Source organism: Micromonospora kangleipakensis, from assembly GCF_004217615.1.
GTDB lineage: Bacteria > Actinomycetota > Actinomycetes > Mycobacteriales > Micromonosporaceae > Micromonospora > Micromonospora kangleipakensis.
This window is the reverse complement of record NZ_SHLD01000001.1, coordinates 1,875,165-1,895,051: the sequence shown is the minus strand read 5'-3', so window position 1 is coordinate 1,895,051 and position 19,887 is coordinate 1,875,165. Positions and strand designations below refer to the sequence as shown.

The following is a 19,887-nucleotide window of genomic DNA, read 5'->3' as shown; positions in this document are numbered from 1 at the left end:
GGAGGGTCCTCGGAGAGCCGGTGTGCGACTAGACGCGCAGGTAGAACCGGAGCGTGACCCAGGCGGTGATGGCGCTGACCAGACCACCGACGCCCGCCATGAACGGGAACATCAGGAAGATGTCCCCCCACGAGACCGGCGTGATCAGGCCCTCCAGGGCCTGCATCGACCCGCCGCTGGCGAAGACCTTCAGGGCGGCCAGCGCGACCAGGCCGAGGATCGAACCGATCAGGCCGGCGACCACGGCCTCCAGCACGAACGGCGCCTGGATGAACCAGTTGGAGGCGCCGACGAGCTTCATGACCGCGACCTCACGCCGCTTGCTGTAGGCGGCCACCTGGATGGTGTTGGCCACCAGGAGCAGCGCGGCGATCGCCATCACGATCGCGATGGCCAGCGCGAAGTTCTGGATCCCGGTGAGGACGCCGAAGACCTTGTCGAGCAGTTTGCTCTGGTCGACGATCTCGTCGACGCCCTCGGTGTCCTTGTACTGGTCGTAGATGTTCTTGTACTGCTCGGGGTTGTTCAGCTTGAGCCGGAACGACTCGGGCAGCTGGTCCGGCTTGACCGCGTTCACCAGGTCCGGAGCGTCGGCGTACATCTGTTGGAACCGCTTGTACGCCTCCTCCTTGTTGACGTACGTGGAGTCCTTGACCAGCGGATCGCTACTGAGCTTGGCGTCGAGCGCGTCAACTTGCGGCTTGCTGACGTCGGTCTTCAGGAAGATCGAGACCTCGATGTTCTCGTAGTAGAGGTCCTTCATGTCGCCGACCTTCTGGAACAGCAGACCGCTGCCGCCCAGCATGAACAGTGACACCGCCAGCGTGATGATCATGGCGATGGTCATTGTGACGTTGCGCCACAGTCCGACCAGTACCTCGGACAGGACGTATTTCACGCGCATCGGGAATTCCTCCGGCTCTCCGGCATGAGGTGTTCGTCGTCAGGGTCTACGGCTCGCGGCCGAGCGCCGGTTCAGCCGTAGACGCCGCGGGCCTGGTCGCGCACGATGCGGCCGCTCTCGATCTCGACGACGCGGCGGCGCATCTGGTTCACGATGTTCGAGTCGTGCGTGACCATCACGACGGTGGTGCCGGTGCGGTTGATCCGGTCCAGCAGGCGCATGATCTCGATCGAGGTGTCCGGGTCCAGGTTTCCGGTCGGCTCGTCCGCCAGCAGGATCAGCGGACGGTTCACGAACGCCCGGGCAACAGCGACCCGCTGCTGCTCACCACCGGAGAGCTCGTGCGGGTAGCGGTGCTCCTTGCCACCGAGCCCGACCAGCTCCAGCACCTCCGGCACGACCCGGCGGGCGACCGCCTTGGTCTTGCCGATCACCTCGAGGGCGAACGCCACGTTCTCGTACGCGGTGCGGTTGGGCAGCAGCCGGAAGTCCTGGAAGACACAGCCGATGGAACGCCGGAAGTGGGGTCGCTTCCAGGAACGCATCGAGGTGACGTCCTTGCCGTTCACGACGACGCGCCCCTTGTTGGGGCTGACCTCGTGGAGCAGCATCTTGATGATCGTGGACTTGCCGGAGCCGGATGGACCGATGAAGAAGACGAACTCGCCCTTCTCGATCGAGACGGACACGTTGTCGAGCGAAGGCCGCGACGCCTTCGGGTACGTCTTCGTCACTTGCTCAAGCTGAATCACGGGTCGAGAGTCTACGCGGTGTAACCGGAGAGCCAAGCCCCCCGCCCCCTCAGGAGCGAGCGCGTCATCCATTTACCGCCTGACATGGAGATCGATGACGCGCTCCGCCCTCAGGCGATCACGCAGTGTCGCCGGCCATCTGCTGCTGCTTGCGCCAGCGGATGCCCGCCTCGATGAAGCTGTCCAGCTCGCCGTCGAAGACCGAGGACGGATTGCCCGTCTCCTGCTCCGTACGCAGATCCTTCACCATCTGATACGGGTGCAGGACGTACGACCGCATCTGGTCGCCCCACGACCCGGCGGCCTCGGTCTTCAGGCCCGCCATCTTGGCCTGCTCCTCCTGGCGCTTGCGCTCCAGCAGTCGGGCCTGGAGCACCCGCAGCGCGGAGGCCTTGTTCTGCAGCTGGGACTTCTCGTTCTGGCAGGTGACCACGATGCCGGTCGGGATGTGGGTGATCCGCACCGCCGAGTCGGTGGTGTTGACGCTCTGCCCGCCGGGGCCCGAGGAGCGGTAAACGTCGATCCGCATCTCGTTCTCGGGGATCTCGATGTGGTCGGTCTGCTCCACCACCGGCAGCACCTCGACGCCCGCGAAGCTGGTCTGCCGGCGGCCCTGGTTGTCGAACGGGCTGATCCGGACCAGGCGGTGGGTGCCCGACTCGACGCTGAGCGTGCCGTAGGCGTAGGGCACCTTCACCGTGAAGGTGGCGGACTTGAGGCCGGCCTCCTCGGCGTACGAGGTCTCGTAGACCTCGGTCGGGTAGCCGTGCCGCTCGGCCCAGCGCAGGTACATCCGGAGCAGCATCTCGGCGAAGTCCGCCGCGTCCACGCCACCGGCGCCGGCCCGGATGGCGACCAGCGCCTCCCGCGAGTCGTACTCGCCGGAGAGCAGGGTGCGGACCTCCATCTCCTGGATGGCCTTGGTCAGCCCGGTGATCTCGCTCTCGACCTCGGAGAGCACCCCCGGGTCGGACTCCGCCTCCGCCAGCTCCAGCAGCACGCCGGCGTCGTCGAGCCGGGAGCGGAGGCTGCCCAGCTTGCTGATCTCGCCGTTGACGTACGACAGCTGCGAGGTCACGTGCTGGGCCTTGGCCTGGTCGTCCCAGAGGTCCGGCGCGGACGCCTGCTCCTCGAGCCGGGCCTTCTGCTCGTGCAGCCGGTCCAGGTTGAGGACGGCCTCGATGTTGCGGAGGGTGGCGTCGAGTTCCTTGAGCTGTTCGGCGTAATCGGCAGCGGTCACGACAGACAAGCGTACTTGGCTCCCGGCGGTCCGTTCACCTCAGCCGCCCGACCCGCCGGAGCAGGTCAGCCGACCGGGGCGCTCTTGAGCCAGGACAGGGCGGCCTTGTGGTAGGCGACGGCGAACTCCAGCGCGCTGGCGTCGTAGGTGTCGCCCTCCTTCTTGGCGTTCTTCACCTGTTCCCGGACCGCCGCGAGGGCCTCGGTGTGATACTCGTTCGCCGACGCGTACAGGTTCTTCAGCTGGCTCGCCGAGTGCAGGTTGCCGAAGGCGATCCGCAGCGCGATCGGGTTGCGGATGGTGTCCCGCCCCGGGTTCTCCGCCAGCCAGCGGGAAAATGTCCGTTTCCCGGCCGCGGTGATCGCGTACGGCTGACTCATCCGCGGCCCGGGCTTGCCGAGCCGCACGAAACCCCGCTCGGCCAGCACCGGCAACTCGCGGTAGACCTGACTGCGGGTCATCGACCAGTACGGCGCCAGCCGCCGTTCAGCGGCGGCCATCAGCTGGCCGCCTGTCATCGGGCCCTCGTGCAGCAGGCCGAGCAGGGCTGCCGCCGTGGGGTTGACTCCGGATTCCGCCATGCCCTCTAAGCTGCCACTTTGCCGACCCGGCGTCCAGGATTTGCCGTTTTCGCCACCCGATGGGGCTTCCAATGTGCACTGTCGGCGGACGACAGTCCGCCGAGGACCATCGATACCCTCCGCCGGACGTCGTCCCGGGGCCCGGCCGAGCCGCCGGTGACGCTCCGCGCGCCACCGGCGGCCGTCGCCGGTTCAGCCCATGTGCGGGTACGTGTGGTCGGTCGGCGGGACGAAGGTCTCCTTGATCGTCCGCGGCGACATCCAGCGCACCAGGTTGTGCCAGGAGCCGGCCTTGTCGTTGGTGCCGCTGGCCCGGGCACCGCCGAAGGGCTGCTGCCCGACCACCGCGCCGGTCGGCTTGTCGTTGATGTAGAAGTTGCCGGCCGCGTACCGCATCTTCTCCGCCACCGCGTCGACCACCCGGCGGTCGTTCGCGAAGATCGACCCGGTCAGCGCGTACGGCGCGATCGACTCGGCCTGGGCGACCGCGTCGTCGAAGCGGGCGTCGTCGAAGACGTGCACGCCGAGGATCGGGCCGAAGTACTCGGTGGTGAAGGTCTCGTGCGCGGCGTCGGAGCACTCGAAGAGCGTCGGCCGGACGAAGTACCCGACCGAGTCGTCGGCGGTGCCGCCGGCCAGGATCCGGCAGCTGGGGTCGTCGGAGATCAGCTCCAGCGCGGCGGTGTGCCGGCTGAACGCCTTGTCGTCGATGACCGCGCCGCCGAAGTTGCGGAAGTCGGTGACGTCGCCGTAGGTCAGCGAGTCGGTGGTGACGGCCAGCCGGTCGCGCAGGCCGCCCTCCCAGAGCGACCGCGGGACGTACGCCCGCGAGGCGGCCGAACACTTCTGGCCCTGGTACTCGTAGGCGCCGCGGATGAGCGCGGTGTGCAGGGCGTCCACGTCGGCGCTGGTGTGCGCGACCACGAAGTCCTTGCCGCCGGTCTCGCCGACCAGGCGCGGGTAGCCCCGGTAGCCGGCGATGTTCTCGCCAACGGTCCTCCACAGCTGGTGGAAGACCTTGGTGGAGCCGGTGAAGTGGATGCCGGCCAGGTCCGGGTCGGCCAGCACGACGTCGGAGACCTCCTCGCCGCGCCCGGTGACCATGTTGATCACGCCCGGGGGCAGGCCGGCCGCCTCGAAGAGCCGCATGGTGAAGTGCGCCGCGAACTGCTGGGTCGGGCCCGGCTTCCAGACCACGGTGTTGCCGAGCAGGGCCGGCGCCGAGGGCAGGTTGCCGGCGATCGCGGTGAAGTTGAACGGGGTGACCGCGTAGACGAAGCCCTCCAGCGGGCGGTGGTCGAAGCGGTTCCACACCCCCGGCGAGGACATCGGCTGCTCCTCCAGCAGCTTCCGGGCGAAGTGCACGTTGAACCGGAGGAAGTCGATGAACTCGCAGGCCGCGTCGATCTCGGCCTGGACGGCGGTCTTGGACTGGCCGAGCATGGTGGCCGCGTTCAGGGTGTCCCGCCAGGGGCCGGCGAGCAGCTCGGCGGCGCGCAGGAAGATCGCGGCCCGCTCCTCGAACGGCAGCGCGCGCCACATCGGGGCGGCGTCCTTGGCGGCCTTGACCGCGGCGCGGGCGTCGTCGTGGGTGGCGTGGCCGGTGACGCCGAGCACGTGCGCGTGCTTGTGCGGCTGGACCACCTTGATCGACTCGCCGGCGGCCATCCGCTGCTCGCCGGCGATGGTCATCGGCAGGTCGATCCGCTCGGCGGCCAGCTCGGTGAGCCGCCGCTGAAGCCGCTCCCGGTCGGCGCTGCCCGGCTCGTAGGTGCGTACCGGCTCGTTGCGCGGCTCGGGTACGGAGAACACGGCGTCCATCACAGGCTCCTGTGCGATCTCGACGGCGGTGGCGAAACCGGACCCGCAGGCACCGACCGGACGGCCGGACGCCGGGCACCGCGCGGTGGACCGGTCGCGGCGGCGGGACCTGCGCCGATTCTTCCATGCGACCCCCCTCAGCCAACCCCACCCCGGCTCCTCCCGACCCCGCCCGCCGCTCCTCCGGCGGATCATCCGGACGGACCACCGCACTCCGGACCGTAGGCCGGAACGGTCGCAGAGGCGGCGAACCGTCGGCGAGCAGCACAATGCCCCTGCGATCCTTCGGCAACCGCCGGAGGTGCCGAGATCGGGGCCGAGGGCGGAGCCGGGCGCGGAGGAGGGCGCGCGGCGGCGCGTACCCTGGATGGCCGGTGACCTGCCCGGCCGTTGCGGCCGATCCGGCGTCCGTCGAAGGGGAGACGATGAGCAACCAGCCCAGCAGCTCCACGGCCGCGGAACCGGACCAGCCCACGGCCGCCCCGGTCGAGGAGACCGCCCCGGTCGACCTGGCCGGCGCGGCGCCGGAGGGCACCGGACGGGTCACGTTCGCCCCCGGCGCGGTGGTGCTCGCGCTGGTGGCCGTCGGCTGGCTGGCGGCGATGCTCTGGTCGACCCGGGCCGCGATCCACTCGGCCGAGGCCGGCGTCACCGCGATCAGCCTCTCCGCGTACGCGCTGCCCGGCGTCATCTCGGCGGCGCTGGTCGCCGGCGCCGCGGTCGCCCTGGCGGCGACCAATCCGCTCACCCGGCGCACCGAGCGCGCCACCCTGCGCTTCCTCGCCGCCGTCGGCACCGGCCTGCTGGTCGGACTGGCCGCCGCGCTGGCGATCAACCTGACCTACGCCGACAACGCGACCACCAACACGATCGCCGGCACCACCGCGGCGGCGGCCATCATCGGCGGCGCCGTGGCCGGTGCCCGCAACGCCCGGGTGGTCGGCGCGAGCGCCGCCGCCGCGCTGACCGTGCTGATCTTCGTGGTGGCGTTCAGCCGCGCCCGGGACCCGCTCTCCGACCTGTTCGGCGCGGGCGACACCCAGGAGTCGGTGCTCAGCGCCGCGAAGTGGGTCTCCCGGACGGAGTCCCTGCTGGCCGGACTGCTCGCCGGACTCGTCGCCTTCGGCTACCTGACCTGGTCGCGCCGCCGGGCCCGGCGGGACCCGGCCGCGCCGCCGCGCTGGCCGGCCTACCTGGTCGCCGGAGCGGGACCGGGCCTGCTCCTGCTGCTCACCGAGGTGATCATCCGGGTCGGCGGCCGGACGCTGCTCGACCTGGCCGCCGCGCTCAGCGACGCGGACGAGGTCGCGCAGTCCGCGCTCGGCACCTCGCGGGTGGACAACGGCATCTGGGTGCTGTTCGTCGGGGCGCTGACCACGCTCATCGCCTTCGGTCGCACCCTCGGCCCGGCCGGCGTGGACGAGGCGGAGCCGGCCGAGGACGAGCCGGCCCGCTGAGTTCCCGCGGCCCGTCGCCGGGCCGGGGCAGCGGTCAGGAGACGGCGCGGAGCAACAGGTCCAGCTCGGTCACGTCGTACCACTCCAGCTCGTGGTCCTCCGCGCCGTCGACGGTGAACTGAGCGTCCGGGTCGCCGGCCTGCGCCTCGGCGACCACCTCGGCGGCGGCGGCCACGTCCTCCACCGCCTCCGCGCCGTCGACGTGGATCGCGGCGACCGCGGTCACCGGCACCGGGCCCGTCAGCCGGACGAGGCTGGACCCGAGCTCCCCGTCGACCCGACCGACCGACGCGGCCGGCACGTCCACCGAGACCACCACCCGCCGGCGGGGCGCGGCCGGGTCGGCCCGGAGCAGGAGCAGCGCGTCCTGGGCGGCCCGGGTGAAGGCGACGTACTCCAGCTCCTCCTCGTCACCCTCGGCGTACCACTCGCGCAGCAGGGGGGTGACCGCGTGCGCCTCGCCATCGGCGAGTCCCTGCTCGCGCAGCCGCGACAGCATCGGGACGGTCGCCGGCACGTACACCCGGACAAGCTCGTCGGTCACGGTGTCTCCCCTGCTCAGGCCCGGACCGGCGGACGCCGGCCCCGGGCGCCGATCATGCCGTACGCCGTGACCGTCATACACCTTGCGCCCGCCCGGGAGAAGTTTCCCGCCGGTGTGTCCCGTCAGCCGGTGCCGGACAGGACGGGGACGCGACTGGGTATGCGACGCCACTGATGGCAAACTGAGGCAAACGACGTCAACCCCGGGAGTTCGCCGTGGAGCCGAGGTTCCTGCTCCTGTCCGACGTGGCCGCGGAGCTCAACGTCTCGGACTCGCAGGTCTACCACATGGTGCGCAGCGGAGAGCTGCCCGCCGTCAAGATCGGCGGCCGGGGCCAGTGGCGGGTCGAGCGCGCCCGGCTGGAGGAGTACATCCAGCAGAAGTACGCCGAGACCGCCGAATGGGTTCGTGGAAACCCGCTCACCGACCGCGACGGCGAGTGACGCGGCATTGACGGCGAGACTTCTCTACCCGAAACTGGAGCCTGTCGGAGGCAAACGAAGGTAAACGCAACGAACAGGGGTTGAGGATGGTCGACACCCGCCGCCCACCGGCACCGCGCCCGCCGGTCCGCCTCCGTCCCGCGCCACCGATCGACCCGCCCTGCGCAGACGAGGGCGAGCCCTGGTTCCGCCCGAACGCCGACCAGCTCACCCTCGACCTCTTCGATCCGCGCCGGCGCGACCCCGGCCGCCCTGCGGGCCGGCACGTCGACGTCCGCCCGACCCCCGCCGGGCCCGGTCGCCGGGCCGGGACGCCACCGGCCGCCGCCCTGGTCACCGCCACGCCGGAGGCCACCCGGGCGGCACACCGGTTCGTCCGCACCTTCCTGGAGATCGTCAACGGCTACCGGCCGCCCGGCCAGCTCCGGCCGCTCAGCGACCCGGCCGTGGCGACGGAGGTCACGGCCGAACTCGCCCGCGCCGCCCACCGCGTCGGCCCGGTACGCCGTCGCTCGACCCGCCCGGTCCTCCGGCTCCGCCGGCTGCGCGTCTGTGAGCCGCGCGCCGGGGCGGTGGAGGCGGCCGCGGTGCTCGCCGGGGCCGGCGGCGCCAGCTGGGCGATCGCCCTCCGCCTGGAACACCGCCGCGGCAACTGGCTCTGCACCACCCTCCAGGTACTCTGACCGGCCCCGCCGTCGACCGTCACCGGCCCGCACGGCCCTCTGATCAACTCCAGATCGCCGACCCGGGGGCGGAGACGCGGACGGGCCCCGGCCGTTCCCGGCCGGGGCCCGTCGTCGCTGCGAGGTCGCTCAGGCGCCGCTGTTCGGCGCGCCGTGGCAGCGCTTGTACTTGCGGCCGGAGCCGCACGGGCAGGGCGCGTTACGGGACGGGCCACCCTCACCGCCGTCCACCTGACCGGGCGTCGCCCGACGCGCGGTGCTCGCCGCGACGGCCTGGCCGCTCATGCCGGCCGCCGCCGGGCGACGCGGCGAGGACGGGCTGGCCGGGGCGGCCGGCCGGGCCGTCTTCTCCGGGCGGCCCAGGCCGAGGGCCGGCGCCTGCTCCTCGGGCCGCTCGACGGCCACCGCGCCGGCGCCCGCCTCACCGTCGATGGTGGGCGCGGAGTACTGCAGGCCCTGCTGCTGCGGAGCGCGGTTGAGGCCCTTGGCGCGGATCTCCACCGGCTTCTCCAGCAGCTGCACCTCCTCGGCCTCCGGCTCGGGCTCCTCAACCTGAACCTCCAGGTTGTAGAGGAAGCCGACCGTCTCCTCCTTGATGCCGTCCATCATGGTGGCGAACATGTCGAAGCCCTCGCGCTGGTACTCGATGACCGGGTCGCGCTGGGCGTACGCCCGCAGGCTGATGCCCTCCTGCAGGTAGTCCATCTCGTAGAGGTGCTCACGCCACTTGCGGTCGATGACCTGCAGCAGCACCATCCGCTCGAGCTGGCGTACCGCCTCCTCGCCGAGCGTCTCCTCGCGCCGGTCGTACGCGGCGTGCGCGTCCTCCTTGAGCCGGGCGAGCAGGAAGTCCTGGTCGAGGCCGGCGCGGGAGCCGACCTCGTCCTCCAGCTCCTCGACGGTGACCCCGACCGGGTAGAGCTGCTTGAGGCTGGACCAGAGCTGGTCCAGGTCCCAGTCCTCGGCGTAGCCGTCGCTGGTGGCGCCCACGACGTACGCGGTGACCACGTCGTCGATCATGTTGCGGACCTGCTCGGAGAGGTCCTCGCCGTTGAGCACCCGGAGGCGCTCGGCGTAGATCACCTGGCGCTGCTTGTTGAGCACCTCGTCGTACTTGAGGACGTTCTTCCGGATCTCGGCGTTCTGGCCCTCGATCTGGGCCTGCGCGCTCTTGATCTGGCGGGTGACCATCTTCGACTCGATCGGCACGTCCTCCGGGATGTTGAAGCGCTCCATCACCGCCTCGACCGCGCCGGCCCGGAAGCGCTTCATCAGCTCGTCCTGGAGGGAGAGGTAGAAGCGGGACTCGCCCGGGTCACCCTGGCGGCCGGCCCGGCCGCGCAGCTGGTTGTCGATGCGCCGGGACTCGTGCCGCTCGGTGCCCAGCACGTAGAGGCCACCGGCGTCGGCGACCTCGTCCGCCTCGACGTCGCAGGCCTGCTTCCACTCGGGCAGGACCTCCTCCATCGCCTTGGCGTACTCCTCCGGCTGCTCGACCGGGTCGAGGCCGCGCTGGCGCAGCTCGTTGGCGGCGAGGAACTCGGGGTTGCCGCCGAGCAGGATGTCCGTACCGCGGCCGGCCATGTTGGTGGCGACGGTGACCGCGCCCTTGCGCCCGGCCTGGGCGACGATCTCCGCCTCCTTGGCGTGGAACTTGGCGTTCAGCACGGAGTGCGGGATGCCCCGGCGGCGCAGCAGCGTGGAGAGGATCTCCGAGTTCTCCACCGAGACGGTGCCGACCAGCACCGGCTGGCCGGCCTGGTGCCGCTCGGCGATGTCCTCGATGACGGCGTTGAACTTGGCCTTCTCGGTCTTGTAGATGACGTCGGCCCGGTCGAGCCGGACCATCGGCCGGTGCGTCGGGATGGTCACCACGCCGACCTTGTAGACCTTGTTGAACTCGCTCGCCTCGGTCTGGGCGGTGCCGGTCATGCCGGAGAGCTTCTCGTAGAGGCGGAAGTAGTTCTGGAGGGTGATGGTGGCCAGGGTCTGGTTCTCCTGCTTGATCTCCACCCCCTCCTTGGCCTCGATCGCCTGGTGCATGCCCTCGTTGTAGCGGCGGCCGTGCAGGATGCGGCCGGTGAACTCGTCGACGATCAGGACCTCACCTTCGCTGAGGATGTAGTCCTTGTCGCGCTTGTAGAGCTCCTTGGCCTTGATCGCGTTGTTCAGGTAGCCGACCAGGGGGGTGTTCACCGACTCGTAGAGGTTGTCGATGCCGAGCCGGTCCTCGACCTTGGCCACCCCGCGCTCGGTGATGGCGATGGTCCGCTTGGCGTAGTCGACCTCGTAGTCGCCCTCGCCGTCGGTGCCGGGCTGGAGCCGGGCCACCACGCCGGCGAACTCCTGGTACCAGCGGGCCGAGTGCTCGGCCGGGCCGGAGATGATCAGCGGGGTCCGGGCCTCGTCGATGAGGATCGAGTCGACCTCGTCGACCACGGCGAAGTTGTGGCCGCGCTGCACCAGCTCGTCCTTCGACCAGGCCATGTTGTCGCGCAGGTAGTCGAAGCCGAACTCGTTGTTGGTGCCGTAGGTGATGTCGCACTCGTACGCCGCGCGGTGCTCGCTGGCCGGCCGGTTCGGCAGGACGACACCCACGGTGAGGCCGAGGAACTCGTGCACCCGGCCCATCCAGGCGGCGTCGCGCTGGGCGAGGTAGTCGTTCACCGTGACCACGTGCACGCCCTTGCCGGAGAGCGCGTTGAGGTAGACCGCCATGACCGAGGTCAGGGTCTTGCCCTCACCGGTCTTCATCTCGGCGATGTTGCCGAAGTGCAGCGCCGCGCCGCCCATCACCTGGACGTCGTACGGCCGCTGGCCGAGCACCCGGGCGGCCGCCTCGCGCACCGTGGCGAAGGCCTCGGGCAGCAGGTCGTCGAGGGTCTCACCGTCGGCGAGCCGCTCGCGGTACTGCTCGGTCAGGCCGCGCAGCTCATCGTCGGTGAGGTTGACGTAGTCGTCCTCGATCGAGTTGACGGCGGCGGCGATGGCCTTGAGCCGGCGCACCATACGGCCCTCGCCAGCGCTAAGGACCTTTTCCAGAATCGACACGGATCAACGCTCCCCTAGACAGTCTCGAACCATCGTAGGCGCTCCGCCGCGGCGATGGTCACTGGTGGCGGCGGTCCGGGGCAGCGAAACCGACATAACGCGCGGCCCACGCCCTGACCGGCGGTTTATCGGGTTACGCCCAACGCGAACGATCCGGCACGATGGCTCGGGTGGAGCTTGTGGAGATCACCGAGGACGGCCTGCTGCTGCGACCCTGGCGGGCGGAGGACGCCGACGCGGTGCACCGCGCCTGCCAGGATCCGGACATCCAGCGCTGGACCACCGTACCCCGCCCGTACCTGCCCGAACACGCCCTGGGGTTCGTCACCGAGATCAGCGGCAGGGCCTGGGCGGACGGCACCGGGGCACCGTTCGCGGTCTGCGACGCGGCGACCGGTGAGCTGCTCGCCTCCTGCGGCCTGGTCTCCATCGACCGGGGCCTGGACTCCGCGGAGGTCGGCTACTGGACCGCACCCCGGGCGCGCGGCCGGGGGGTCGCGGTGCGGGCCACCCGGGCGGTCGCCCGCTGGGCGTTCGACGCGCTGAAGCTGCGCCGGATCATCTGGCAGGCCGAGGTCGGCAACCACGCCTCCCGGCTGGTGGCGCTCCGGGCCGGCTTCCGGGTCGAGGGCGAACTGCGGCTGGCCCATCCGGCGGTCGACGGTCGCCGGGAGGCCTGGGTCGGCTCGCTCTTCCCGGACGAACTGGCCGCGCCGGGCGAGCCCACGCCGGCCGGCCCGGAGACCCTCCCGGCCCGCCGGGCCGCCGTCTTCGGCCGGCCGCAGCCCGTCCTCTTCGCCACCGTCGGCGCCAGCGAGCTGCGGCTGCGCCCGATGGAGGAGCGCGACCTCGACGCCGTCGTGACGACCAGCCGGGACGAGGAGACCATCCGCTGGACCACGGTCCCCCACCCGTACCAGCGCTCGCACGCCGAGGGCTTCCTGCGGGACTTCGCCGAGGCCGCCTGGGCCCGGGGCACCGGCGCCTACTACGCCATCGCCGACGGCGACGACCGGTACGTCGGATCGGTGGACCTGCGGATCTCGCCCACCGACCCGCTGAACGGGGACGTCGGCTTCATGACCGCCCCGCACGCGCGGGGCCGCGGCTACATGCCCGCCGCGGTGGGCGCGCTGACCGCGTGGGGCTTCACCACGCTGGGCCTGGCCCGCATCGAGTGGCGGGCGTTGGCCGGCAACACCGCCTCCCGCCGGGTCGCCGAGAAGGCCGGCTTCGCCTTCGAAGGCACCGCCCGTGGCCTGCTGACCAGCCGGGACGGCCGGGGCGACGCCTGGGTCGCCGCTCTGCTCGCCGAGGACCTCACGGGAGAGCTGAGTTGACCCCGCGGGTGATCGAGTCCAACGGGGTCCGGCTGCGGTTGTTCCGCGACGACGACGTGGCGGACACCGCGGCCGGCTGCGCCGACCCGCTGACCCAGCGGTTCATCTCCGGCATGCCCGACCCGTACACCGAGGAGACCGCCCGCTGGTGGATCACCGAGGGCGCGCCCGCGGCCTGGACCAGCGGCGGCTGCGCGTACGCGATCGCGGATCCCGCCACCGACCGGCTGCTCGGCGGCATCGGCCTGAGCCAGGTCGTGCCCTACCGCGCGCAGGCGGAGATCGGCTACTGGGTGGCGCCGTGGGCGCGCGGCCGCGGCGTGGCGACCGCCGCCACCCGCGTCCTCGCCGGGCACGCCTTCGCCACCGGGACCGCCCGGCTGGAGCTGCTCACCCACCCGGAGAACACGGCCAGCCAGCGGATCGCGCTGGCCGCCGGCTTCCGGCACGAGGGGGTACGCCGCTCCGCGACCCCGGTCCGCGGCGGTGGCTGGCACGACCTGATCGCCTGGGTACGCCTCGCCGACGACCCGCCCGGGCCGGCCGCCCGGCTCCTGCCCGACCTGCCCGACGGCCGGCTCACCGACGGCGTGGTGACGCTGCGCCGGCTGGGCCCGGACGACGTGGCGGCGATGTACCGGCTGCACACCCGGCCCGAGGTGGTGGCGAACCGGGTACCGCCGGCGCCGCCCACCCGGGCGGCGATCGAGCGGCGCTGTCGACAGGCGGAGAGCCACTGGCTGGCCGGCGGTTCGGCCGACTTCGCCGTGCTGGACGCGGCGACCGGGGCGGTGGCCGGCGGCTGCGCGCTGGTCTATGACGAACCGTCGACCGGCCAGGCCATGCTCGGCTACAGCCTGCTGCCGGAGGCCCGCGGGCGGGGGCTGGCCACCCGGACGGTGCGGCTCCTCGCCGGTTGGGCGTTCGGCGTCGGGCTGGCCCGGCTCTGGGCCGGCACCCGGCCGGAGAACGTCGCCTCCCAGCGGGTGCTGGAGAAGGTCGGCTTCCGCCGGGAGGGGCTGGCCCGCGGCCGGCTCCCCGGCCCGGACGGCACCCGGGTCGACTCGGTCTGCTACGGCCTGCTCGCCGCCGACCTGCCGTCGGCGCGCTGAGGCCCGGAGACGCCGCGGAGCCGTGGTGGTGCCCACCACGGCTCCGCGGCCCGGTGTCTCAGGGGTGGTCAGGGTCAGGCGTCGAGCGAGATGATCCCGTAGTCGTAGGCGCGCCGACGGTAGACGACACTCGGCCGACCGGACTCCTTGTCCTGGAACAGGTAGAAGTCGTGGCCGACCAGCTCCATCTGGAACAGGGCGTCGTCGACGGTCATCGGATCGGCGGGGTGCACCTTCGCCCGCGCGATGTGCCACGGCTGGTCGTCGTCGTACTCCTCGTAGCTGTCCTCGGGTCGTTCGGCGACCGCGGTGGCCGCCCGGCCGCCGTCGGCGAGCGCGGCGGACACGGGGTCGCCGAGGCCGGCGACCGGCAGGTCCGCGGTGGCGGCGGCGACGGAGAGCGGCGCGTGCCGCCCCCGGTGGACCCGGCGCCGGTCGGCCGCCCGGCGGAACCGGGTGTCCAGCTTGGCGATGGCCGCGTCCAGCGCGCTGTAAAAGTCATTCGTGCAGGCCTCGGCCCGGATCACCGGGCCGCGTGAGACGCAGGTGATTTCCACCCGCTGGCAATGATCGGCCTGGCGCGGATTGCGCTCGTGGAACAACTCCACGTCGACCCGAATGAGCTTGTGGTCGTAGCGTTCGATCTTCGCGAGCTTCTCGGCTACGTGCACCCGGTAATGGTCCGGCACTTCGACGTTACGGCCCTTGACCACGATGTCCACGTGACCTCCCTTGTTCGGACGGTCGTTCGGTCCGGCACCCGGTCGGCACGCCTGGGAGATCCCCGTTCGGCGTCGACCGGTTCAGTACGGCTACGCCTCCTCTCACCGTCGGGAGCGGGTGGAAAGACCTCCTACCCCCGACACGAAAACGCTAACGCCTGTTCCTGCGACAGTCACCCCTGGTTGTCGAGACCGCCCAGGAATTTTCACAGCTCGTACACCATGGGGTGAAACGGAAACACGAAGCGTCACCAATGGCGTCGTTTTTGCGTTGCGGCAAGCACTGCCGCGACGTTTGGCGTCATTCCCGCCGCGCGCAAGACCCGACTCACCGCCGCCAGGGTCACCCGGTGGTGACGATGTCGTCGAGCACCACCACCGAAGTCCCCTCACCGACCGGCGGCGGGCCGCCGGGCCGGCGCAGCCGGAACGCCGACTCCGCCGCCGCGGCCCGGCCCGCGCTGTCCAGGGCGACCGAGTCCGGCCGGGGCAGCGCCCGCAGCGGCCGGAGCACCCGCACCGGCCAGCCGGCCCTGCGCAGCCGGGCCGCCGCGTGGCCGGCCAACCGGTCGAGGTGGTCGCCGTACCGGGCCCGGGCCGCCGGCGCGGAGTCCGGCACCGGCACCAGGACCACCGGCCGGGATCGGCCCACCGCCGCGGCGACCACCTCGGCGAGCAGCGCGCCCAGCGGCCGGGCCAGCCCGTGCCGGCCCCGCTCCTTGTACGCGAGCAGCCCCTCCCGCAGCGTCCCGGCGTACGGACCGATGGCCACGCAGGGCGGCAGGTCGGGCGGGGCCGGGGTGGGACGCACCGGGGCGGGGCGCAACGATTCCAGCTCCTGGACGCAGCCGGGGCAGAAGCCCTGCCGCGTGCCCGCCGCTCGTGCGCCGCAGCCGGCGCACCCGGCCGGCAGCACCAGGTCGGTCAGGTCCGACCAGAGCCCGCCCAGGTCCCGCACCGGCGGCTCAGTAGAGGAAGAAGGGGACGGTCGGGTTGGACGCCTTGACCCCCGCCGCGGGCGGCGTCACGTTCAGGACCCGGTCCCGTTTGATGGTGTCGAACGGGTTGTTCCGGTAGGCCACCCGGTTGGCCTCGTACATGTACGAGCCGGTGGGCAGCCCCCCGACCGGGCCGCCCGGATAGGCGGCCAGGTGGGTGACCGGGGCGCCGACGTCCAGCTTGAGCGCGGTGTCGAGCGCGCCGTCGACGGTGGTCTGGTAGATCGACCTCTCCGGCCGCCCCTCCGAGCGCAGCTCAGAGCCCGCGAAGACCAACTGGTTCTCGGCGTACCAGTCGACGGCGGTGACGCCGGTGAGCCGGGTGACCAGTCGACGGGGCTGGCCGACGGAGACCACACCGCCGTCGAGGCTGACCGCGGCGACGTAGAGGGCGCCGTCCACGATCAGCGCGATCCGGTGCCCGTCGAGCGAGGCGGCCACCGCGCTCACCGGCCCCTGCACGGGGAGCAAGATCTGTTTCAGGCCGGCCAGGTCGTCGAAGCGGTAGAGCCGGTTGTCGGCCACCACCAGCCCGTACTGGTGCTGGGGATCGAGCGAGCGGAGCCAGGTCGGGCGGCCGACCGAGGCGTACCAGCCGGTGCCGTTGGACGGCGTCACCGGGTCCGGCCCGGAGCCGACCATGAGCCGCTGCTTCCGGTCCGCCCGGGTGACCACCAGCGCGGCGAGGATGTCGTCGCCCGACCGGCTGAGCGCGGCCGAGACGACCCCCTTGTTCGCGGCGGCGGCCACCGGCACGGTGCCGCTCGGCTCGCCGACGAAGGAGAGCGGGTGGATCGCACCGTCGTAGACGCAGTACCGCTCCGGGCTTCCGCTCGTCGGGTACACCGGAATGTCCAGGCGTTCCTGCTTGAGGTCGACCGTCAGCCGGTTCTGGTTCTGGATCTTCAGATCCAGCCGACCCGTCAGCTCCGGCAGCGACCAGGCGAGCTGGGTGGCGAACCGGGCCAGCCGGTCGTCGTTGGCCCCCGGCATCTTCAGGTTGACCTCCCAGCGCCCGTCCGAGCCGGTGGCGTTGTTGATCGGGCTCGTGCCGTCCGGCAGCAGGGTGACCCCGGGGGCGAGCCAGTCGGACGGGCCGACGGTGAGCCACTTGACGACCTCGGTGACCCGCCGTTCGGCGGGCACCGCGGAGGGCAGGTAGCGCTGGTCGGGCACCAGCCGGCTCCGGTCCGAGTTCCAGAAGTAGATGGTGCGCTCACGGTAGTAGCTGCGCAGCGCGTCGTCGCTGAGCAGCAGCACGTTCGGCAGCTCGGTGAGGACCAACCCCGGCTGACCGGTGTCGGCCGGCCGCAGCTTGAACCGGTACTCGGGGTCGCTGGCCACCGGGGGCCGCAGGGTGCCGTCGGCGCGGAGCACGCCGAGCTGCTGCACCCGGACGGTGACATCGTAGGTGCCGTCGCTGTTCGACCGGGCCTCGGGATTTTCCCGCAGCCGGACCACGGTCAGCGCGATCTCGCTGCTCTGCTTCGTCGGGAGCAGGGGCTTCGCCTCCTGCGCGATGAACTGCTTGACCCGGCTGTACGCCTGGTCCCGCTCGCCCGCGGCCGCGGCCAGGTAGTTGCGGACGAACTCCTTCGGGTCGTCGCTGGCCGTCTGGGTGGGCGGCTGGGCTCCGCCGCCGTTGATGAAGCCCGCCTCGGCCGACGGCCCCGGGCCGTCCACCTGGATGTCGCCGTTGGCCGGGATGCCGCAACCCGCCAGCCCGGCGGGGAGGAGCACGCCGCCGAGCAGTACGGCCAGCAGCCGCCGCCTCACGACGTCACCTGGGCCCGGTCGCCGCCCGCCGGAGCGGGACCGACGGCCAGCGCGCCGGCGCTGCCCGGGCCGATGGCCAGCAGGCCACCGTCCCGGGGGCCGCCGAAGGGCAGCGCGGCGTCGGCCGGCACCAGCCGCAGCGGCGAGGTGGTCAGCCGGTCACCGGCCCGCGCCGGCAGGGTCAGCCGGAACTGGGCGCCCTGCCCCGGCGCGCCCCACGCCTCGAGCCAGCCGCCGTGCAGCCGGGCGTCCTCCAGGCTGATCGACAGCCCGAGCCCGGTCCCGCCGGTCTGCCGGGCCCGGGACGGGTCGGCCCGCCAGAACCGGTTGAAGACCAGCTTCTCCTCGCCGGGCTTGAGCCCGACGCCGTGGTCCCGGACGGTGATCGCCACCGCGTTCTCGTCCATGCCGAGGGTGATCAGCACCGGCTTGGCCTCGCCGTGCTCGACCGCGTTGCCGACCAGGTTGCGCAGCACCCGTTCGACCCGGCGCGGGTCCACCTCGGCGATCACCGGGGTGACCGGCACGTCCAGCTCGATGGTCACCCCCACCCGCTCGGCCAGGCCGGCGAGCCGGTCGGCCACCCGGTGCACCACCGGCACCAGGTCGGTCGGCTCCGAGTCCAGCACGGCGAAGCCGGCGTCGAACCGGCTGATCTCCAACAGGTCGGTGAGCAGCTCCTCGAACCGGTCCAGCTCGGCTTGGAGCAGCTCGGCACTGCGGGCCACGGCCGGGTCGAAGCCGTCCCGCTCGGCGAAGATCAGGTCGGCGGCCATCCGGACGGTGGTCAACGGCGTGCGCAGCTCGTGCGAGACGTCGGAGGTGAACCGGCGCTGCAACCGGGACATCTCCTCCAGCCGGAGGATCTGCCGTTGCAGGTTGGTCGCCATCTGGTTGAACGAGGCGGCGAGCAGGGCCAGGTCGTCCTCCCCGTTGACCGCCATCCGCTGGTCGAGCAGGCCGGCGGAGAGCCGTTGGGCCGTCCGGGCGGCCACCCGCACCGGGGTCACCACCAGCCGGGTGACCAGGGCGGCGAGCAGGCCCAGCAGGAGCACCAGGGCGACGCCGGTGGCGACCACGGTGGCCCGGGCGTCGGCGGCGGTGGCGTCCTGGCGGGCCAGCGGCACGAGGTAGTAGAGCTCCAGCTGGCCGAACCGGGTCGGCACCGGGGAGCCGTACACCAGGTACTTGGTGCGCTCGCCGGCCAGCTCGCCGGTGCGGATCTGGTGGGCGATGTGGCCGGCGGCGACGGAGGCCCGCAGCTCCCGGCTGATCAGCGGACGGACCTGGACGTCGGGCGAGGTGCGCGGCTCGATGACCCCGCTGTACCGGTCCGCGGTGATGGCGACCACCACCCCGCTGGTCTGCGCCGGGTCACCGCCGGCCAGGTAGTTGACCGTGCCGTCGATGGTGTCCTGGAGCTGGGCCTCCTGCGGCTGGCTGTAGAGGCCGAACTGCTTCGAGGCGTAGTCGCTGCCGTTGCGCAGCCGCAGCAGGACGTCGGTCTCCGCGCTCTCCAGCAGGATGCTGGTGATCTTGTCGGCGATCAGGTACGCGAACCCGCCGACCAGCAGGCTGGAGGCGACCAGGGTGATGGTCACCACCCGGACCTGCAACGACCGCCGCCAGGTCTGGTGCAGGCCGGCGACCAGCCCGGCCGACCAGGCGGCAAGGGCGCGCCAGAGCACCCGCGCGGTCTGGAGCCGGCGGGACGCGCTGGTTGGCGAGTCGGGGGGCGGGGAGGTCACCACAGTGCGACCAGGCTATCCGGTACCCGCCTTGTAGCCCACGCCCCGAACGGTGAGGATGATTTCCGGCCGCTCCGGATCCGGCTCGATCTTGGCGCGCAGGCGCTGCACGTGCACGTTGACCAGGCGGGTGTCCGCGGCGTGCCGGTAGCCCCAGACCTGCTCCAGCAGCACCTCACGGGTGAAGACCTGACGCGGCTTGCGGGCCAGCGCGACCAGCAGGTCGAACTCCAGCGGGGTCAGCTTCACCTCCTCGCCGTCCCGGCTGACCGTGTGCGCCGGCACGTCGATGGAGATCTGGTTGCCGGGCGGCCCGATGGTCAGCAGCTCCGGCGCGACGTCCTCGCCCCGCCGCAGCCGGGCCCGCATCCGGGCCACCAGCTCCTTGGGCTTGAACGGCTTGACCACGTAGTCGTCGGCCCCGGACTCCAGCCCGAGCACCACGTCCACCGTGTCGCTCTTGGCGGTCAGCATCACGATCGGCACACCCGACTCGGTCCGGATCGCCCGCGCCACGTCGATACCGCTCATCCCGGGCAGCATCAGGTCGAGCAGGACGATATCGGGCCGGTTGTCACGGAACGCGGCCAGTGCCCGTTCCCCGTCCGCGACGAAGGAGGGCACGAAGCCCTCGCTGCGCAGGACGATGCCGAGCATCTCGGCGAGCGCGGGGTCGTCGTCGACCACCAGTACCCGGGCTCTCATGGGGTTTATC

16 protein-coding genes and 1 pseudogene are annotated in these 19,887 nt (G+C 72.0%); 5 read left to right on the top strand and 12 right to left on the bottom strand.

From position 1 onward, the window contains the following. Positions 1 to 28 precede the first annotated feature (28 nt). The 5 genes from ftsX to pruA all read right to left on the bottom strand — a co-directional run bounded on the left by ftsX (position 29) and on the right by pruA (position 5,298). Positions 29 to 904, bottom strand: coding sequence for a permease-like cell division protein FtsX (ftsX, locus tag EV384_RS09205; RefSeq protein ID WP_130331980.1), 876 nt, complete (start codon positions 902 to 904; stop codon positions 29 to 31). A 71-nt stretch (positions 905 to 975) separates the two neighbouring features. Beyond that, entirely contained in the window at positions 976 to 1,656 is a 681-nt protein-coding gene (gene ftsE / locus EV384_RS09200) for a cell division ATP-binding protein FtsE (protein ID WP_109802316.1), read from the bottom strand. A gap of 118 nt (positions 1,657 to 1,774) precedes the next feature. Beyond that, positions 1,775 to 2,896 (bottom strand): peptide chain release factor 2, encoded by a 1,122-nt coding sequence (gene prfB / locus EV384_RS09195; protein WP_130331978.1) that lies wholly within the window; start codon positions 2,894 to 2,896, stop codon positions 1,775 to 1,777. A gap of 65 nt (positions 2,897 to 2,961) precedes the next feature. Then, complete coding sequence (locus tag EV384_RS09190; protein ID WP_130331976.1) at positions 2,962 to 3,477, bottom strand: PadR family transcriptional regulator; 516 nt, start codon at positions 3,475 to 3,477, stop codon at positions 2,962 to 2,964. Between the two features lie 192 nt (positions 3,478 to 3,669). Beyond that, complete coding sequence (pruA, locus tag EV384_RS09185; protein ID WP_130331974.1) at positions 3,670 to 5,298, bottom strand: L-glutamate gamma-semialdehyde dehydrogenase; 1,629 nt, start codon at positions 5,296 to 5,298, stop codon at positions 3,670 to 3,672. A 425-nt stretch (positions 5,299 to 5,723) separates the two neighbouring features. Here pruA and EV384_RS09180 point away from each other — a divergent pair, with 425 nt between their 5' ends. Further along, complete coding sequence (locus EV384_RS09180; RefSeq protein ID WP_130331972.1) at positions 5,724 to 6,755, top strand: hypothetical protein; 1,032 nt, start codon at positions 5,724 to 5,726, stop codon at positions 6,753 to 6,755. Between the two features lie 34 nt (positions 6,756 to 6,789). On the opposite strand, the gene EV384_RS09175 is transcribed toward EV384_RS09180, so the two are convergent. Continuing rightward, positions 6,790 to 7,299 (bottom strand): DUF6912 family protein, encoded by a 510-nt coding sequence (locus EV384_RS09175; RefSeq protein WP_130331970.1) that lies wholly within the window; start codon positions 7,297 to 7,299, stop codon positions 6,790 to 6,792. Between the two features lie 215 nt (positions 7,300 to 7,514). On the opposite strand from EV384_RS09175, the gene EV384_RS09170 reads away from it, so the two are divergent. Both EV384_RS09170 and EV384_RS09165 read left to right on the top strand, forming a co-directional pair. After that, positions 7,515 to 7,742, top strand: coding sequence for a helix-turn-helix transcriptional regulator (locus EV384_RS09170; protein ID WP_130331968.1), 228 nt, complete (start codon positions 7,515 to 7,517; stop codon positions 7,740 to 7,742). 86 nt (positions 7,743 to 7,828) lie between these two features. Next, complete coding sequence (locus EV384_RS09165; RefSeq protein WP_130331966.1) at positions 7,829 to 8,425, top strand: Rv3235 family protein; 597 nt, start codon at positions 7,829 to 7,831, stop codon at positions 8,423 to 8,425. Positions 8,426 to 8,554: 129 nt separating this feature from the next. Here the strand turns inward: EV384_RS09165 and secA are convergent, their stop codons facing one another. Beyond that, positions 8,555 to 11,476: a preprotein translocase subunit SecA gene (secA, locus tag EV384_RS09160; protein ID WP_130331964.1), complete on the bottom strand. Its 2,922-nt coding sequence runs from the start codon at positions 11,474 to 11,476 to the stop codon at positions 8,555 to 8,557. A gap of 161 nt (positions 11,477 to 11,637) precedes the next feature. Here secA and EV384_RS09155 point away from each other — a divergent pair, with 161 nt between their 5' ends. Both EV384_RS09155 and EV384_RS09150 read left to right on the top strand, forming a co-directional pair. Next, the gene (locus tag EV384_RS09155) at positions 11,638 to 12,816 is read left to right on the top strand and encodes a GNAT family N-acetyltransferase (protein ID WP_242623991.1); all 1,179 of its coding nucleotides are present in this window, start codon (positions 11,638 to 11,640) and stop codon (positions 12,814 to 12,816) included. Continuing rightward, complete coding sequence (locus EV384_RS09150; protein ID WP_130331960.1) at positions 12,813 to 13,928, top strand: GNAT family N-acetyltransferase; 1,116 nt, start codon at positions 12,813 to 12,815, stop codon at positions 13,926 to 13,928. The genes EV384_RS09155 and EV384_RS09150 overlap by 4 nt, the downstream gene beginning before the upstream one ends. Before the next feature lie 74 nt (positions 13,929 to 14,002). Here EV384_RS09150 and hpf read toward each other — a convergent pair whose 3' ends face one another. From hpf to mtrA, 5 genes and pseudogenes are all read right to left on the bottom strand, one after another. Beyond that, a complete protein-coding gene (gene hpf, locus EV384_RS09145; RefSeq protein WP_130331958.1) occupies positions 14,003 to 14,650 on the bottom strand; it encodes a ribosome hibernation-promoting factor, HPF/YfiA family in 648 nt (215 codons plus the stop codon). A gap of 248 nt (positions 14,651 to 14,898) precedes the next feature. Next, positions 14,899 to 15,608: pseudogene (locus EV384_RS09140) on the bottom strand (ComF family protein). Positions 15,609 to 15,615: 7 nt separating this feature from the next. Continuing rightward, positions 15,616 to 17,424, bottom strand: a complete 1,809-nt coding sequence (locus EV384_RS09135; RefSeq protein WP_130331956.1) for an LpqB family beta-propeller domain-containing protein — start codon at positions 17,422 to 17,424, stop codon at positions 15,616 to 15,618. After that, positions 17,421 to 19,175: an MtrAB system histidine kinase MtrB gene (gene mtrB, locus EV384_RS09130; protein WP_423202893.1), complete on the bottom strand. Its 1,755-nt coding sequence runs from the start codon at positions 19,173 to 19,175 to the stop codon at positions 17,421 to 17,423. Before mtrB ends, EV384_RS09135 begins: the two co-directional genes overlap by 4 nt. Before the next feature lie 12 nt (positions 19,176 to 19,187). After that, the gene (gene mtrA / locus EV384_RS09125) at positions 19,188 to 19,877 is read right to left on the bottom strand and encodes an MtrAB system response regulator MtrA (protein ID WP_109800655.1); all 690 of its coding nucleotides are present in this window, start codon (positions 19,875 to 19,877) and stop codon (positions 19,188 to 19,190) included. Positions 19,878 to 19,887: the final 10 nt, after the last annotated feature.